This window comes from Saccharopolyspora hattusasensis, from assembly GCF_050972075.1.
Taxonomy (GTDB): domain Bacteria; phylum Actinomycetota; class Actinomycetes; order Mycobacteriales; family Pseudonocardiaceae; genus Saccharopolyspora; species Saccharopolyspora hattusasensis.
Map to the genome: position 1 here is coordinate 5,561,433 of NZ_JBPCDC010000001.1, position 15,839 is coordinate 5,577,271.

15 protein-coding genes and 1 pseudogene are annotated in these 15,839 nt (G+C 68.4%); 3 read left to right on the plus strand and 13 right to left on the minus strand.

The window, feature by feature from the left end; translation table 11 throughout:
- Positions 1 to 193: 193 nt before the first annotated feature.
- From ACRXBZ_RS26595 to ACRXBZ_RS26620, 6 genes are read right to left on the minus strand one after another with little or no spacing between them, the layout of a single operon-like run.
- Complete coding sequence (locus ACRXBZ_RS26595; RefSeq protein ID WP_433881399.1) at positions 194 to 631, minus strand: hypothetical protein; 438 nt, start codon at positions 629 to 631, stop codon at positions 194 to 196.
- Complete coding sequence (locus tag ACRXBZ_RS26600; RefSeq protein WP_433881400.1) at positions 628 to 1,887, minus strand: RAMP superfamily CRISPR-associated protein; 1,260 nt, start codon at positions 1,885 to 1,887, stop codon at positions 628 to 630. The genes ACRXBZ_RS26595 and ACRXBZ_RS26600 overlap by 4 nt, the downstream gene beginning before the upstream one ends.
- Entirely contained in the window at positions 1,884 to 3,092 is a 1,209-nt protein-coding gene (locus ACRXBZ_RS26605; protein WP_433881401.1) for a type III-B CRISPR module-associated Cmr3 family protein, read from the minus strand. Before ACRXBZ_RS26605 ends, ACRXBZ_RS26600 begins: the two co-directional genes overlap by 4 nt.
- Positions 3,089 to 3,664, minus strand: a complete 576-nt coding sequence (locus ACRXBZ_RS26610) for an RAMP superfamily CRISPR-associated protein (RefSeq protein ID WP_433881402.1) — start codon at positions 3,662 to 3,664, stop codon at positions 3,089 to 3,091. Before ACRXBZ_RS26610 ends, ACRXBZ_RS26605 begins: the two co-directional genes overlap by 4 nt.
- Entirely contained in the window at positions 3,652 to 4,998 is a 1,347-nt protein-coding gene (locus tag ACRXBZ_RS26615; protein ID WP_433881403.1) for a Cas10/Cmr2 second palm domain-containing protein, read from the minus strand. Before ACRXBZ_RS26615 ends, ACRXBZ_RS26610 begins: the two co-directional genes overlap by 13 nt.
- Positions 4,995 to 6,902 (minus strand): TIGR03986 family type III CRISPR-associated RAMP protein, encoded by a 1,908-nt coding sequence (locus ACRXBZ_RS26620; RefSeq protein ID WP_433881404.1) that lies wholly within the window; start codon positions 6,900 to 6,902, stop codon positions 4,995 to 4,997. Before ACRXBZ_RS26620 ends, ACRXBZ_RS26615 begins: the two co-directional genes overlap by 4 nt.
- A gap of 186 nt (positions 6,903 to 7,088) precedes the next feature.
- Between ACRXBZ_RS26620 and ACRXBZ_RS26625 the strand changes: the two genes are divergently transcribed.
- Together ACRXBZ_RS26625 and csb2 are read left to right on the plus strand one after the other, a co-directional pair.
- Positions 7,089 to 8,114: a hypothetical protein gene (locus tag ACRXBZ_RS26625; RefSeq protein ID WP_433881405.1), complete on the plus strand. Its 1,026-nt coding sequence runs from the start codon at positions 7,089 to 7,091 to the stop codon at positions 8,112 to 8,114.
- 44 nt (positions 8,115 to 8,158) lie between these two features.
- The gene (gene csb2 / locus ACRXBZ_RS26630) at positions 8,159 to 8,812 is read left to right on the plus strand and encodes a type I-G CRISPR-associated protein Csb2 (protein ID WP_433883976.1); all 654 of its coding nucleotides are present in this window, start codon (positions 8,159 to 8,161) and stop codon (positions 8,810 to 8,812) included.
- A 75-nt stretch (positions 8,813 to 8,887) separates the two neighbouring features.
- Here csb2 and ACRXBZ_RS26635 read toward each other — a convergent pair whose 3' ends face one another.
- The 7 genes and pseudogenes from ACRXBZ_RS26635 to ACRXBZ_RS26665 form a co-directional block, all read right to left on the minus strand.
- Positions 8,888 to 9,259 carry a hypothetical protein gene (locus tag ACRXBZ_RS26635; protein WP_433881406.1) on the minus strand — a complete coding sequence of 124 codons (372 nt, stop codon included), beginning with the start codon at positions 9,257 to 9,259 and terminating at the stop codon, positions 8,888 to 8,890.
- A gap of 13 nt (positions 9,260 to 9,272) precedes the next feature.
- On the minus strand, positions 9,273 to 10,199 hold the full coding sequence (locus tag ACRXBZ_RS26640; protein ID WP_433881407.1) for a LysR substrate-binding domain-containing protein: 927 nt from the start codon (positions 10,197 to 10,199) through the stop codon (positions 9,273 to 9,275).
- Positions 10,200 to 10,366: 167 nt separating this feature from the next.
- The gene (locus ACRXBZ_RS26645; protein WP_433881408.1) at positions 10,367 to 11,158 is read right to left on the minus strand and encodes an HpcH/HpaI aldolase/citrate lyase family protein; all 792 of its coding nucleotides are present in this window, start codon (positions 11,156 to 11,158) and stop codon (positions 10,367 to 10,369) included.
- On the minus strand, positions 11,158 to 12,333 hold the full coding sequence (locus ACRXBZ_RS26650) for a CaiB/BaiF CoA transferase family protein (protein WP_433883977.1): 1,176 nt from the start codon (positions 12,331 to 12,333) through the stop codon (positions 11,158 to 11,160). Before ACRXBZ_RS26650 ends, ACRXBZ_RS26645 begins: the two co-directional genes overlap by 1 nt.
- Before the next feature lie 14 nt (positions 12,334 to 12,347).
- On the minus strand, positions 12,348 to 13,124 hold the full coding sequence (locus ACRXBZ_RS26655) for a 2-hydroxycarboxylate transporter family protein (protein WP_433883978.1): 777 nt from the start codon (positions 13,122 to 13,124) through the stop codon (positions 12,348 to 12,350).
- 64 nt (positions 13,125 to 13,188) lie between these two features.
- Positions 13,189 to 13,641: pseudogene (locus ACRXBZ_RS26660) on the minus strand (2-hydroxycarboxylate transporter family protein); the annotation flags it as partial.
- Between the two features lie 260 nt (positions 13,642 to 13,901).
- Positions 13,902 to 14,279 (minus strand): ArsR/SmtB family transcription factor, encoded by a 378-nt coding sequence (locus ACRXBZ_RS26665; RefSeq protein ID WP_168586911.1) that lies wholly within the window; start codon positions 14,277 to 14,279, stop codon positions 13,902 to 13,904.
- Between the two features lie 268 nt (positions 14,280 to 14,547).
- On the opposite strand from ACRXBZ_RS26665, the gene ACRXBZ_RS26670 reads away from it, so the two are divergent.
- Complete coding sequence (locus ACRXBZ_RS26670; protein WP_433881409.1) at positions 14,548 to 15,783, plus strand: calcium:cation antiporter family protein; 1,236 nt, start codon at positions 14,548 to 14,550, stop codon at positions 15,781 to 15,783.
- The last annotated feature ends 56 nt before the right edge of the window (positions 15,784 to 15,839 follow it).

Genomic DNA, 15,839 nt, shown 5'->3' on the forward strand with positions numbered 1-15,839 from the left:
TCGTTGGAGATCGCTTGCTTGGCTCTCTTCGATCTTACACCCCTGCTATTTGCCCTGTGACCTGCGGTTTTGGGTTGCGAGCGGTTCGTGCCTGGAGGTGTTCGCATTGGACCGCTCGCATCTGGATGACCATCGCTGCGCGTTTCCTGCGGTGCTGGGTGGTGCTGGGTGGTGCTGGTGTGGCGACGGTGGCTCACCGGAGGGTTGAGGCGTGGCCGACGAAGGCGGCCGTGGTGGGGCGTAGCGGGGTCAGTTGGATGAAGTCCTCCCGGTTCAGGATCTCCTTGTCTCCCTTGAACTGGTGGACCTGGCCCTCGTCCGGGTGCCAGTGCCGCAGCCTGGTGCTCGGCGGTTTCGGCACCTTGTCGTGCTCGGTCCACAAGTCGCCGACCGCTGCTTCGCCGCTGGTCAACAGCGCTGCCCACCAGTTGGTGCCGTCGATGCGCACGCGTAGCCAGCGTTGCGTGGTCCATGCCCACAGGTGCGTTGCGACCGGCGGCCGGTCGGGTAGCCGTTCGAGGTGGAAGCCGTTCACGTCGGCCCAGCCCGCATCCCAGCCGACCGCAACCGAATGGAGCCTTGGCCAGTCTCCGGCCGTTCGGCGGCCCGTGCCGTGCAGGTGCCAGATCATGCCGCGTCCTTCCGGAGCGTCGAGGCCAGCGAGGCCAGGTCGGGGGCCTGCCAACCAGGGTCGGCGATGCGGACCGTTCCGTAGCCGCGCGTGGTGCTCTGGCCGATACCGATCAGCCCTTCGTCCAGGTCGGCGACAACAGCCATGAGCAGCTGCACATCGCCATCCTCCAGCTTCCCGATCCGCTCGACGCGCAGCCGGAACTGCCCGGCCACCACGAGTTTGTCCTTGTACAGCGCGCCGTCCTTGTAGCCGCCGGAGAACCGGTCGATCGCCACGTGCGGAAGCTCCTGCTCCACCGGGTTCTCGATGACGGCCGTGTGCACGACGATCGCCCCGCGCCACGCGGGCTTGTGGCCACCCGACCCGAAGATCCGGCACGGGCGGCACCCGTCGGAGCTCTGGCCGTCGCAGGCCGGAACGCCGATCACGCGGCAGATGTACTCCGCGCGGGACCGCAGAACCCCCTTGAGCGTCGAGCCGGGAATCGCTGGCGCACCGTCCAGGCGGAAGACCTCCCGCGCTGCCTCCTCGGGTTTGTTGTCGTCGCCGACACCGCAGTGCAGTCCGTCAACAATGGTCATCTGTACGTTCAAAAGCTCGGCTTCAGGGGTAGTCCCCGACGGACTGGTCGGGGCGGGGTACGAGTCCAGGCCCGTGCGGCGGACCCAGTCGAGCAGGCCTTCCGGTGTGGTCAGGTCGTAGTCGGCGGCGCCCCAGCCGATGAGTCGGCACTTCCCCGCCCCGGTGGTGACACCTCGCCCCAGCCTCGGATGCCAGGATTTCAGCTTGGCCAGGAACCTCTCGCGCCGCTGATCCGGGTCGTTCCAGCGCAGCATGATGTCGAACTCGGTCCCGCGCGGCAGCTGCTCCACCCTGTGCAAGGCGTTGTTCCTGGCCGCGCCGCGAGACCGGTCGATCGCAGTGCGGGCGTGGTGTCTGGTCTCCTCCAGCTCGGGATCGTCGACCGCCCGACGGTAGCGGGTGCCAAGGACCTGGATCGCGGACGGCGTCAGAGCAAAATCCTCGGAATCCGTGCCCTTCCGCTCCTCCGGCTGGCTCCCGAACAGATCGTCCAGCTCCTGGCCGCAGTGTTCGCGCAGGCTCCCCGCGACGGTCGTGCCGGGCAGGTGGATTCCGCCTGCCGGGTCGCGGCGCAGCTGCAGGTCGCTGCCCCGTTCAGTCGGCACCTCGGTGCCGATCACACCGCCCTCCGTCTCCAGACGAATCCGGGCCGTCAGCAGAAGTACCTTCACTTTCCGCTCTCCAACCTCGCCACCAGGCGGCCATAAAGCACCGGATCTGTGACGTCCAGCAGCTTCCGCAGAGCGCTGGCGTACTGGGCGTCGCGTGCCAGCTGATCCTGGAACGGTGCGTCGTTCTCGATCCCGCTACGCAGCTCCCTGGTGTGTTCGCGCAGCTGGGGCAGGGTCTTTTCGACAGCAGCCATGTCGATCCGCAGCCTCGCGAGCACGCCTCCCCACTCGTAGAAGGAAAGCGGCGGAGCCGGTCGGCACAGCGCGCCGAAACCTTCCCGCCGCCGCAGCCCCACCCCGCGAACCATGAGCGCACGCCGGGCAGCTTCGCTGGGCCGTTCGGCGCAGCGGATGCGGTAGGTCGAGCCTGCCTGAACGGCGCGCTCGGTTGGCTTCGGCAGGCCGCTGGCCAGGTGCCAGCCGCCGACCTCGGTCCAGCGCTGCCACGGCTTCACCCCCGGCGAGGTCTCCACGCCCAGAACCTCCGACAGCTCGCCGAGGTCCGGCTCGGCGGCGGGCAAGCCCAGCGCATCGACGAAGATCCCCGGCGAGGCGAGCCGCAGGATCACGTCCTTGCCGATCAGTTCCACCGGCTCCGGTTCGGCCTCGAAGTCGATGGTGACCTCGGCATTGCCCTGAACAGTGCGTTTTCCGCCCAGGGAGAGCGTTCGCACCGGTTCACCATCGATTTGCAGCGAGCGCAATGCCGGCCCGGACAGCCAGCCCTCGAACACGTTGCCCGCGGCAATGCTGCTCTGGTTGAACAGATTTCCGCTGCGTGCGATGCCTTCCGCGTCGAGCGCGTTGCGGGTGCGCGGCGTCCGCCGAATCTTGCCGACCGGGCCGCCCTTGCTGAATTCGAGCTTCTGCTTGCAGTACTGGCACACGTCCACTTCCTCGTGGATCGCGTCCCACCAGAGGACCCGGCATCTGTCGTCCGCCCGGTACTTGTGCACCTTGACGCTGAGCGGCACCGGCAGGCTCGCCGTAGCGTGCAACGGGCCGAAAACGCCGTCGCCTTCGAAGATTTCGAGAAAATCGTCGTCGGGATCGCCGTGCGCGAGCAGCCACTGCGCGGCTAACGCGCCCCGCACGGCGGTGCCGGTGATGTGGTCGTAGGACTCCTGGCGGAAGTCGTTGCGCAGGTGGCGGACCACCGCGACGGGCTCGGTGAGGGTGACGGTCAGCTTCGCGGAATCGGTCATGGCTGCTTCAACTGGAGGAATCGGCGGACGGCGGCTTCGTCGGGTTCGTGACTCGTGCAGGCGATGCCGACCCAGCCCAGGCCGCGCCGCCGCAGCGCCCCCAGCGACCGGGTCGCTTGCGCGGCGACGACCAGCACGTCCTGGTGCGTGGCCAGATCTTCGATGCGGGCGGTCTGCGTCACCGCGAAGGTCGCGCTCTCCGCGCCGGTCTGCTCGGCGATGGAGAGCATGTCCTCGGCGGCGGTGCGGGGCTTGCGGTCGATGCGCACACGCGCGCTGGGCATCGCCGGATACCAGGCGGGCCGATCGCCCGGGGCGGTCGGCCGGGGAACAGGTGAACTCCAGTGCCACGGGCACGGCTTCCGGCTGGAGCCGAAGACCTCGGCCAACACCGGATTCTCCTGGCCGAGCAGGAGTTCGGCGGTGGCGCGCACCACGCCCTTGAGACTGGAGCCCGGCAGCGCGTCCCGCTGGCTGATGGTGTTGTGCACACCGGGCCCGCCCTGCCCGAGGGCGACCCGGAACGGGCCGTGGAAGGTGATCTCGAAATCGAACCGGGTTATCGCCGCCACCAGCGCACCATCCCCAGCGCGTCCGCCAACAGAATCGGGTCCTCCCGGAAGGTCGCGACCTTGCCCGCCAAGCCGAGCCGCCGGAGGTGCTGCTCCACCGGCTTCGTACCGAGCTCGTGGGAGCGCAGCAGCTCGGCGAGCCGCTGCCGCGCTGCGTTGGGGAGCGCGGCGAGCTCGGCGAGCTTGGGCGTTTCGGTCTCCAGCTTGGCGTGCCGGAACGGCGTCCGGTCGATCGGTTCCTCGCCGTCGCGCGTCGCGTCCTGCCAGGCGATGGCGGCTTCGGCACCGTGGTACTCCGTTTTCGCGCTGCGCAGCAGAGTCGAGACGAGATCGTGCATCACGTGCAGCGGCTTGATGTAGTGGTGGAACACGATCCCGGCCGACAGCGATGGCGGCGTGACGCCGGTTCCTTCCGTCGCATGCCTGATCACCCGCGAGAATTCCGATTGCAGCGTCCGGACGAACGCCCAGGCCTGGTCCGCCGGGACGCTGACCAGCACGTCATCGCCGCCGACCAGGTGCGGGATCATGGGCGGCGCCGTGTCGCCGTCCCAAATCTCCCCGACGGCTGCGACCAGGGCTTGCCAGGTGGACTCGTCGATTACCTTCGTGACCCTCTCCAACAGCTCACGGGCCCGCTTTTCGCGCCGCATCCTGTGGAGGTCGCCGATGAACTTCCCGATCGCGTTGCCGTCAGCGTAGATCAACGCCACGTGCGTGCCGTCGCCGCTCAGCTTGGCGAGATCCTTCATCATGTTCGGGACCCGCGTGGCCGTGTCGAGCCTGCTTAGCAGTTCTTTCTCCTGGCGCGGAGCCGGCTTGCCTTCCTCGGCGTCGATCGCCTTGGCCTTGCGCAGGGCGCATTCCCCGCACAGCCGGCTGTTCTCCTCGTCGGCGTCGTTCGGGGTCGCGGGCCAGCTGTAGCACCATTCGCACGGCTTGCCCGGCGGCCAGTCGCTCACCGCCGGCGACCAGGTGTTCTCCCATTTCGCGCGGTTCAGCCTGGCTGCGGCGTAGTTCTCGCCGATGTACTGGCCCGCGCGGAGGGTGGCAGTCGGCAGTTTTCCGCGAAGGTGGCCGACCACGATCTGTTCGACCTGTCGTCCGACGTCATCGTCGTCGACCAGCAGCTTCAGCGCGACGACTCCGTCGATGTCGCCGGCCTCGTCATTGCGCACGACCTTGTCCCGCATGCCGTCGATCACCCCATCGACGACATCTGGGGCGGTTGCCTCGGAGATCATGGCCGATCCGCCGCGTCGGCCACGCAGCTTCGTCGTTCGGGTGAGCCACGACTGGATGTACACGACGCCGATGTCGAGGTAGACGGTCACGAACGGCCCTTCTGCTGCGGAATCTCCTCGATGACGAGCGGCAACTCGTAGCCGCGTTCGGCGCTGGGATCCACCTGCGGTAGCGAGCTGAGGGGGTACTCGCCGTACCCCGAGGTTTGCTTCCAGAACGCGAAGCCGGCGTCGAACTTTTCTGAGCCGCGCTGTGCCCACGGCGCGCCCGGCGGGTACCAGACCTTCGCCGGGTCGACGGCGTCTGGGCGCAGCACTTCGACGACCTGTGGCCAGAGGATCTTTCGATGCGATTCGGGCTGTGCGTTGCGGAATTCAGCAAGCAACTGTTCCGCGTCGACCGGTGGCTTCGCCGAGGCGCTGCAGTAGCGGGAGCCGTTCGTCCACATCTCACCCTCGACCAGTGTGATCCGGCAGCTGCCGAAGCCGAGCGGGCGTCCGCCGCCGATGTGCTGCAACAAGCCTTCCGACTGAATCGCTCGGCCTGGAAGTAGGGCCGCGAGCAGGCCGCCGAGCTGGGCGCGGTCGATGTCGGTGAAGGTGATCGTGGCGGTGAGCCTCGTCCCGACTGGAAAGGCCACCGCCTTCGAGACCATCTTGTTTTCCTCTTGGTCCGGGCGGGCTACTTGATGCGGGCGGGCTTTTTCACGGCCGTTGAACCGCGTCGTGTGCCAGTAGTACTTCCGCCCGCGCAGCTCGCGGGGCTTCTCCTGGTCCGCCTCGGAACCCCACTCGCGAAGCGGCTGGTCCTGCCCGCTGGTGGTCTTACCCTCGAACCCGTCGTTGTGGAGGTAGAACTGCCCGGCTCCTGGGCGCGGCACGCCCAGCGGCGGCAGGGTGAACGGCTCGGGCTTCACCACCGCGTCGGCCAGCGCATCGCCGAACCGCACGTGACCTCGGTAGGAGCGCTGCATCGCCAGGTCGGCCGTTACCGGATCGTCCGGCTTTCCGGACAGGTCCGCCGAGCCGAACAGGCGGCAGCTGGGGCACAACTCGCGATCAGAGGTGCACGGGCCGAATTCCCGGACGCGCTCCCCGGCGGGATGTTCGCCGGGGTGCCGCCAGGCCATCGCCAGGCCCAGGTCCGTGATGCCGCGATTGGGGCCCCACTTGACCCAGACCGGCTGGTGCTTTCGCAGCTTTGCGCTCGCGATGTCGCGGTTGCCGACGTTGAAGACCTTTTCGGTGCCGTTCTTGCTCTTTCGCCGCACGGTCACCGGCTTGATGGGCTTACCTCCTTGTGCTTTCTTCTCGGCGGGGCGCTGGTCATCGGCGTCCTGGACCAGCTTCCGGAAGCGGTCCCATATCTCCTGCGGTACCTCGGCCGTTTTGCCGCTGAGCTTGCGGAGGTGCCCGTGGTAAGGGCCGTCGTCGTCGCGCGTGTCGCTTAGGAACAGCACCCACTCGCCGTTCGGATCGCGCCGGAATTCGCCGTCTTTCCTGGTGAACCTGGTGCCGGACAGGAGCGGGTGGTGTGCGTTGATCCCGTGCAGCTCCGCCGCGGTGAGCCGATCCTTGCTCGGATCGCCCGGTTGGCAGAGCTCCACCTCCGGTGGTCGATCGTCCTGCGGCGCGGCGGTCACGACCGCCATCAACCGGCCCTTGCTCCACTCGACGGGATCCCGGTAGCTCGGCAGGAACTCGTCGTCGAAGACGCGGATGCAGCTGCCGGTCATCGTCTCGTGCAGCGACCTGATCGCGCCCTTCCACGACGAGCCCGGGATGAACGCGGTGCCGTCTGGGCGCGTCGGCAGTTCGGGGCTGTCGTCGCTGCCGAAACCGCGGATGAGCAGCGGTGTCAGAGCCTCGATCGAGACGGCGAGCTTTCCGGTCAGCAGCGCCGGATTGCCCCGGTGCCCGTGGGGTGCGCCGCGCTGCGGCGCTTCCGGCGGGAGGGGAACGAACGCGTACGGGTTGACGAAAAATTCGCCCAAAACTCTGCCTCCTGGGTGACCCTGCCCTTGAGGTGGAGAAAACCGAGCGTAGTCACTCGGTGACACGGTAGGTTACATGCGTCCCCCGAACGACGTGGAGTGGCATGGGAATCCTCTCGAATCTGCAGCGTGGCAATGCCTCGAAGGGTGTGCGGGCCTTCTCCATCGGTAGTCATGTTCGGGGCGGTGGCCACCGCGATGCTGTCGCTGGTCCTCGAAGACCTGCTGCCGAAGGGCGACCCGCAAGCACTGCTCGACCTCAAGAGGTTGGGCATCTTGCTCGCCGTGCTGCTCTTTGCAGGAGGCGCAGTGTGGCTGCGCTACGGCGTGCGCCAAACCTCGGGCACGCTGTTCAGCGTGCAGGTGCTCGACGAGGGGATGCGCGACCGCACACAGGAACAGGGCCGGAATTCCCGTGCGGTTGCGGCGAAGAAGCACATGTCGATCAGAGTGCTGCATCGCTGGCTCGATTTCGAAACGTGCACGGCCAACGATGTCATCGACCTGGAAGCGGACTGCCGCGAAGCGGGCGCTCAGCTGCAGTTGCTGGTCAACACCACTCCCGACGACGGCAAGCATTCCGTTGTGCCGGTCATGCTGTGGCCGATCGCGATGGCAGTCGGTGGTTATCTCCCGGCGCGCACCCACGACTTCAGGATGGTGGAGCTGCCGACCCAGCCCGGGGAAAAGGAGCAGCAATTCGAGCTGCCACTGCTGCTGGAGAAGGATCTGCCGAAGCTGGCCGCACACGAGGAGCTTGTCGAGGACTCGACGGGGGAGCGCATCGGCGTGCACATCGGTCTTGCCAAGTTCTCCGACCAGTTCTACAGGCACCGCTTCCGGCACTTCCGGGCGGCCGGGGTCCGGACCTGCTACACGATCAGCGAATTGGACGACATCCTGATCAGCGAGAACTATCGACCGGTCTTCACCGGCGAGGAGCTGAAGCAGCTCAGCCGGCTCGTCACGGCGGAGTTGTTCCGCATCAAGGAAAAGCATCCCGACGACGAACTCGTGGTGTTCGCCAACATGCCGAAAACCGTTGCCTTCGCCGCTGGTTGGCAACTCATGCAGTACCGCCGCTCCTTCTACCGGAACACTTATCTGATGCACTACGACTCGGGGACCGAGACCTATATACCGATGCGGGTCCGATCGTCGCAGCCGATGACCGGGTTCACCGTGCGGCAGATCCGGGGCGGTGCGGCTTGATGCTCACGTATGCCTTTCCGCAGCACATCCGGGTTCGTGGGCGGATGGCCGGTGCCGTTGCCGGGTGCTTGCGGAAGACTGTCATGAGCCGGGTGCCCGATCCCATTCCGCCAGAGATCAACGGTCACGGCGCGGACGACCAGCCACACTTCGCCTACCTGCCACTGCTCGATTCTGGGCATCCCGACGCGGACGGGGATGTGATCGGTGTCGGGGTGCTGGTTCCCGACGGGCGGACGGACCTCGTCGCAGCCGTTGACGTCGCGCTGGCGGAGAGCTTCGAGCTCCGCTTGCCGGGCGCGCACTTGCGCCTTCGTCGACGCACTACCTCGGGGACTCCGCTGGAGCCGGAATGGTGGTTCCGGCGGTCGCGTCGGTGGGCCACGGTGACGCCGATGGTGCTCGACCGGTTCTCCGGAAGGGAAAACGAGGAAGCCGAAGTCGGCCGCGCTTGCCGGCGTGTAGGGCTACCCGAACCGACGGTCTTGACCACCGGGCGCGACCCGCTTGTGCGTGGCGGCGCGTTCCTCGGCCGTGGCGATCTTGCCCGCCAGGAGAAAGCACCGCGTCCCTTCATGCATGTTCTACTGGAATTTCCGGCCCCGGTGTCGGGCCCGGTTCTGCTAGGTGCCCAGAGGTATCTCGGCATGGGGCTCTGCGTGCCGCTTCCGGCCCGTGAGCGGTTTTCGGCGCTGTAGCACCCAAAACCACTCACGGCGACGTCGATGTAGCTGGTGGTGTCGCAGCACCAGTCGACGAAGGAATACGCGTCGCTACCAGAGCCAGGAGGCGGCGCCGAGCACGACGGCCACGGCGAGCAGCACCAGGCCGGTGACCAGGACCATTCGGCGCGGCGATGCCGACGATGGGGGCTCCCCGCGCATCATCTGCTCGCCCGACCAGCCTGCGGGCGGGAGGTATTTCGAGGGCGGCACCCAGTCCGTGCGTTCCGGGACCTCCAGCCGGGCCTGATCGGACTCGGCGAGAGCGGTTGGCACCGGTGGAAGCGAGGCGGCCCGCGTCGCGCGGCGTTGTAGCCGGAGGCCGTACACCGTCAGGGCCAGCCCGACGAGCCCGATCAGGGCCGACAGCACCGAGCCCAGCTTGTCCGCGATCTCCAGCACCCGAACAGATTGCCAGAACACCCCCGGAAAAGCGCTAGGCCAGCCGGATTCCCGGCCATTCCCCGGCTGCGGCCATCTGCCGCGTCACCACCGAGATGCCCTCCCGCACGGCCGCCACGGCGTCCCGGGCCGGGTAGTACTCGACGGCGTTGCAGACCGCGACGCTCCGCGAGATGACCGGGTTGCGGATCCGCCGCACCCCGAGCTCCCGGTGGTTCGCCTGGTCCGCGACGCTCGACAGCGGCAGGATCGTGCACGCCTCGCCGCCGGCCGCGATGCGGATCATGGCGCCCAGCGAGTCCACGTCCGCGACGATGGACGGCACCAGGCCCTGCGCGGTGAAGGCCCGGTCGATCAGCTCCCGCAGGTTGCTGCGGCCGCCGGGCACCACCAGCGGCGTGTTCTGCAGGTCTACCAACCCGATCTCGTCCTCGTCGGCAGCGGGCGGTTTCGGCTGCCCGATGAGGAAAAGGTCCTCCGAGTACAGCAGGGTCTCGGCGGGGCGGACGGTGTCGTCGTCGCGGTACAGCACGGCTAGGTCGAGGCGGCCGAGGGCCAGCAGCTCCTGGATGTAGCCGCTCATCGACTCGAACAGCTGGAGGTGGATGCCGGGGTGGTGGGCCTTCGTCCACGAGAACAGTGCCGGGGCCAGGCGCACCGAGACGGTCGTCGGCAGCCCGACGGCGACCGGTCCGTGGATGCGGTCGCCGCTGAGCACATCGCCCGCGATGCGGTCGAACTGCCGCACCAGCTGCTGCGCGTCGCGGTAGAGGGCGCGGCCCGCCGCGGTGGGCGTCACGCCGCGCGGCCCGCGTTCGAGCAGCCGGACCCCGAGCCCGGATTCCAGGTAGGCGATCCGCTGGCTCAGGGCCGGCTGCGACACGTAGAGCTGGGCGGCGGCGCGGGTCAGGCTGCCGGAGTCGACGACGGTGATGAAGTCGCGCAGGTGGGCGATGTCCACGTTGACCCCCGTTCAAGCGCCTCGTCCACGAACCTCGAGCCGGATTCGATCACGCATCGTCCGGAGCGTTCGGCGACGCCGATTTCGCGCGAAATCGTCGTTTGGTGGGCGTGGGAGACGCCGATTTCGCGCGAAATCGCCAAACCACCGCGCCGCTCGACGCGACCCTATTCCGCCGCCCGCAGCAACCGCCGTGCGCGTTCGACCACGGGCCGGTCAATCATCGCACCGTCCAGCGACACCGCAGCTCCGAGCGCCTGCTCGTCCGCTTCGACCACGCGCCGCGCCCACGCGACCTCCTCGGGGCTCGGTCGCATGGCGTCGCGGACGACCGGCAGCTGCGCGGGGTGGATGCACAGCTTCCCGCCGAAACCCCACTCCTTGGCGCGACGCGAATCCCGTTCGACGGCTTCGGTGTCGTTGATCGACGGCGTGACACCATCGAGCGGCGCGGGCAGCCCGCACGCCGCGGACCACCGGACCAGGTCGCTGCGCGACGTGTCCAACGCCGCGTCGGCCGTGACACCGAGGTCCAGCGCGAGGTCGATGCTGCCGAACACCAGCCTGACGAGCCCCGGGGCAGCGCAGATCTCGCCGAGGTTGATGAATCCGCGCGCCGTTTCGACGAGGCCGAGCACCGGGCGTCCGGTGGCTTCGGCGGTTACCGCGACGTCCTGCGCGCTTTCGGTCTTCGGCAGGACGACTGCGGCAGGGCCGAGTTCCCGGCAGAGCGCCACGTCGTCGTCGAACTCCGGGCTGCTGCGCCCGTTGATGCGCACCGCCACGCTGGAGCCGATCGGCCACGCGGAGCGCAGGTTCTTCCGTGCCGCGGCCTTGGCATCCGCCGGGACGGCATCCTCCAGGTCGACGATGACGACATCGGCGCCCGCCCCGGCGGCCTTGGCGAACCGCTCAGGACGTGAGCCCGGCACGAACAGCCAGGTGACCGCGTTCTGCATCACACCACTCCGTCACGAATCAAATCGTCCACATCAGACTCCCCGCGGCCGAGCTCCGCCAGGATCTTCCTGGTGTGCTCGCCGACGTCCGGGACCGGATCCATCCGCGGCTCGGGGTTGACCGGCCCGGGAGGTGCCAAGGCGGGCACCGGGCCGCGCGGCGTCTGCACCTCGTGCCACCGCCCGCGCGCCGCCAGCTGCGGGTGTTCCCACACGTCGGCGAGGGTGTTGACGCGGGCGCAGGCGACCGGCACGGAGGTCAGCAGCGCGGTCGCTTCGCCGCCGGTCAGGTCAGCGAAGCGCGCGGCGATGATCCGGCCCAACTCCTCGCGGTTGGCGTTGCGGTTGGCGTTGCCCGCATAGTCGGGGTGCTCGGCGAGCTCCGGCCGCCCGAGGAACCGGTCGCAGAACGCCCGCCATTCCCGCTCGTTCTGGATGCTCATCATGATGACCTTGCCGTCGCCCGCGGTGAACGGGCCGTACGGGTAGATCGTCGCGTGCGCCGCACCTGCGCGCGGCGGCGGCTCGGCGCCGTCGTAGGTGTAGTAGAGCGGGAACCCCATCCACTCCACAGTGGATTCCAGCATCGAGACGTCGATGTGCGCGCCCTTGCCGGTGTTCGCCCGTTCCAGCAGCGCCGCGAGGATCGAGCTGTAGGCGTACATCCCGGCGGAGATGTCCGATACCGAGATGCCGACCTTGGCCATGTCGTCGCCGGAGCCGGTGACCGACAGCAGCCCGGCTTCGCTCTGCACCATCAGGTCGTAGGCCTTCATCGACTTGTACGGGCCGCCCCGGCCGTAGCCGGAGATGTCGCACACGATCAGCCCGGGGTTGCCGGCCTGCAGCTCCTCGGCACCGAGCCCCATGCGGGCCGCGGCTCCCGGCGCGAGGTTCTGGATGAACACGTCCGCCGTGCCGAGCAGCTGGCGTAGCACGGCCATGCCGCGCGGGTCCTTGATGTCGAGCGTCAGCGATTCCTTGCTGCGGTTGACCCACACGAAGTGCGAGCTCAACCCGTTGACGCGGGAGTCGTACTGGCGCGCGAAGTCGCCCGCGCCCGGCCGTTCCACCTTGATTACCCGCGCGCCGAGATCGGCGAGCTGCCGGGTGGCATAAGGCGCGGCGATGGCCTGTTCGAGGGCCACCACGGTCACGCCGCGGAGCGGTCGCACTTGTTTTCCACCTCTCAGTACAGGTTGGCGTGGGCGATGAGCGCGACGGTCACCGTGATCGCGCCGCCGATGCGCGTCGCGATCTGCGCGAACGACATCAGCGCCATGCGCCGGGTGGCGCTGAGGATCGCGACGTCGCCGGTGCCACCCATGCCGGTGTGCGTGCCGACGACGATCGCGGTGTCGACGGGGTACATGCCCATCCAGCGACCCACCACGATCGCGGTGGCCATCATGGTGACAACGGTGGCGACGATGGTGATCACGGTGCCGACTGTGAATGCCTTGAGCAGCTCGTTCCACGGCGTGGACGACACCCCGATGGCGAACAGCAGCGGGTAGGTCACGGCCGTCGACATGAAGTCGTAGACCAGGCCCGAGTGGTGCTCCAGGCTGCGCGGCAGCCAGCGGCTCAGCTTCAGCAGGATCGCGGCCACCAGCATCACGATCGGCGCCGGCCAGCCGAACAGCGCGTGCGTGGCCTCGCCCAGCAGGTACAGCGCGACGGCCATGAACCCGGCGGCGGCCAGCTGGCGGATGTCGAAGGCGACGTGCCCGCGATCGGCGAGGCCGAGCTCGTCGTCCTCGGCGGGCTGGATCTTGCCGAAGCCGGTGGTCTGCGGGAAGCGCTGCCCGATCATGGACAGCACGCTGGAGAACACGATCGCGCAGACGTTGGCCAGCAGCACCACCGGAAGCACCTGCGCCAGCAGTGTTTCCGCCTGGCCGGCGCCGGACTGCGCGTAGCCGAGGGTCAGCGGGATGGCGCCCTCGCCGAGGCCGCCGCCCATCACCCGGCACGACGATGAAGAGCACGGTCCGGTGCAGGTCGCCGGTGATCGCCCAGCCGACCAGCGAGCCGACGACCAGCGCTGCCGCCGAACCCGCGGCCAGCGGCACGAAGATCTTGAGGAAGCCCCTGATCAGCACCGTGCGGTTCATGCTCAGGATGGAGCCGACGATGATCCCGGCGATGAACACGTACAGGAAGTTCGTGGACTTGTAGAACGTCGAGATGTGCTTGGCCAAGTCGGCGGGGATCCACTGCGCGGCGACCAGGAACGCGGGCAGGAAGGTCACCAGGATGACCGGCCCGCCGATCGAGCGGAAGCCCGGGATGCGCCGCCCGACCTCGTAGCAGGTGTAGCTGCAGACGCCGAGCAGCGCGGCCATCGTCGGGATGTCGGCCGCCAAGTCGTCCTGCCAGGCGAGCACCGCGAGCACGACGACCAGCAGCGCGTAGAACGGCAGCGGGATGACACCGATCCGAACCGACCAGAAGGACCGGGGTTGCTCGGTGGGAGCCACTTGCTCCAGCCGATACCGCGTCCGGGGGTGATGCCATCTCGCTACCTCCTCGTAGGGATAGCAGGCATCAAACCCCCCACCTCCAGGCCGCGAGTAGGGGCCGATTCCCTAGGTGGGCATAAGCCGCGCTTATGGCTCGGCTGCCGAAACGCGCCTGCGCCGGCGCGCGCAGGAGGCTGGCGACCAGGCTGCGGCCGTAATGGGCGTCCGCACCCACTTCCCGCCGCCCCCACAGCGGGCTCCGTCGAAGCCCGCTGGCGTCAGCGGGTCTGTGGCGGGTCCGGAGCGAGGGTGCCGTCCGGGGCGATGTGCTCGAAGATCTGCTCGACCAGCGCCACCACGTGCGGGTCGTCGACGGAGTAGAGGTGGCGGCGGCCGTCGCGGCGGGCGGTGATGACACCCGCCAACCGGAGCTTGCTCAGGTGCTGGCTGACCGTCGCGATGCTGATGCCGACCCGCTTGGCCAGCGTGCCCACGTCGTAGGAACCGTGTGTGATCAACCACACGAGGTGTAGTCGTGGTGGGCTGGCGAGCAGCGCGAACGTCGCCGCGGCAGCGGTCAGCTGGGCCCCGGTCGGTTCGGCGTCCCGCCTGGACAGGTCGGATTCTGCGGCGTGCGGCGTGCGATTTTTCGGCATGGCGAGCTCGATTGTTCCTGATCGCGCAACCCCCGGGTGGGAAGCCGCGCAAATGCTTCGTTGGTTGCGCAAACTACGAAATGAATGCCAGGGTGATCTCGTTCCGAAGGGGAGTAGTCCGCAAGCCCACCGTTCGACACGCTGAGATCCTTCTCCGGCGGTGGCGCCCGCGACGCGGGTGGACGAGACCTTCGGCCAGCTGATCTGCGCCTGGCCGAGACCCCTGGACGTCCCGGCCGAGGCAGGCCACGGCCCGGGAAGGTGTTCGATGTCCCCCAAGCTGCTGCGACCGCTCGCGCTCTGCGGAGTGCTGGCGGTTCCCGCGTTGGTCCTCCGGTTCTCCGGGCTCGCGCCGAGCCCGGTGCTGGGATTGCTGTTGTCCGGGATGGCCGTGGTGGCCTCGTCGTTCGTGCTGGCCTGGGCCGCGGAAGCGGCGCAGGTCGACATCTCCGGCGGGCTGTCGATCGCGATCCTCGCGGTGATCGCCGTGCTGCCCGAGTACGCGGTCGACCTCTACTTCGCCTACACCGCGGGCAGCAATCCCGAGTACGTCGCCTACGCCGCGGCGAACATGACCGGCTCCAACAGGCTCCTGCTCGGCCTGGGCTGGTCGCTGGTGGTGGTCGTCGCGCTCGCGCTGGTCAAGCGGCGCACCGGGAAGTCGGTGCGTGAGTTGACCCTGGAGTCCGGCAACCGGGTGGAGCTTGGGTTCCTCGCGATCGCCTCGATGATCGCGTTCCTGGTGCCCGCGACCGGTCAGATCTCGCTGCTGCTCGGGTTCGCGCTGCTCGGGTTCTTCGTGTTTTACCTGTGGAAGGTCTCGCGCGCCGAGGCGGAAGAACCCGACCTGGTCGGCACCGCCGCCACCATCGGCGGGCTGCCCAAGCACGTCCGCCGACCGCTGGTGATCGCACTGTTCGTCTTCGCCGCGGCGGTAATCGTCGTCTGCGCCGAACCCTTCGCCCACTCGCTGATCGAAACGGGCACCCAGCTGGGCATCGACCAGTTCCTGCTCGTGCAGTGGCTCGCGCCGCTGGCCTCGGAAGCGCCCGAGTTCATCGTCGCGATCCTGTTCGCCGTCCGGGGCAAGGGCGCCAACGCGATCGGCACGCTGATCTCCGCCAAGGTCAACCAGTGGACGCTGCTGGTGGGCAGCCTGCCGGTGGCCTACCTGCTCGGCGGTGGTGGGACGGCGCTGCAGCTCGACGCCCGCCAGGTGGAGGAGTTCCTGCTCACCGCGACCCAAACGGTGCTCGGGGTGGCCGCTCTGCTGGCGCTGCGCTTCCCGCGCTGGACGGCGTGGACGCTGCTCGGGCTGTTCGCGGCGCAGTTCGCGCTGCCCGGCCAGACCGCCCGCTACGTCCTGTGCGGCAGCTACGCCGTGATCGCGATCGCTGCGCTCATCCGCAACCGCCACCACATCCTGCCTACCCTCGCCGCGCCCTTCCGGCGCCAAGGTGAAGACAGCACGGCAGCGCCCGAACCTGCAAGCGCCGTCCGCTGATCGAACGGCTGTCCATCAGCGGGCGCACCCCCAGTTTCGCGCCCGCTGGTGAGCAG

Excerpts from the sequence above, each read along its gene's own strand:
- csb2 (WP_433883976.1), top strand. The coding sequence starts at position 8,159 with ATGGCCGGTGCCGTTGCCGGGTGCTTGCGGAAGACTGTCATGAGCCGG.
- ACRXBZ_RS26665 (WP_168586911.1), bottom strand. The coding sequence starts at position 14,279 with ATGCCGAAAAATCGCACGCCGCACGCCGCAGAATCCGACCTGTCCAGG.
- ACRXBZ_RS26595 (WP_433881399.1), bottom strand. The coding sequence starts at position 631 with ATGATCTGGCACCTGCACGGCACGGGCCGCCGAACGGCCGGAGACTGG.
- ACRXBZ_RS26605 (WP_433881401.1), bottom strand. The coding sequence starts at position 3,092 with ATGACCGATTCCGCGAAGCTGACCGTCACCCTCACCGAGCCCGTCGCG.
- ACRXBZ_RS26670 (WP_433881409.1), top strand. The coding sequence starts at position 14,548 with ATGTCCCCCAAGCTGCTGCGACCGCTCGCGCTCTGCGGAGTGCTGGCG.
- ACRXBZ_RS26655 (WP_433883978.1), bottom strand. The coding sequence starts at position 13,124 with ATGGGCGGCGGCCTCGGCGAGGGCGCCATCCCGCTGACCCTCGGCTAC.
- ACRXBZ_RS26645 (WP_433881408.1), bottom strand. The coding sequence starts at position 11,158 with ATGCAGAACGCGGTCACCTGGCTGTTCGTGCCGGGCTCACGTCCTGAG.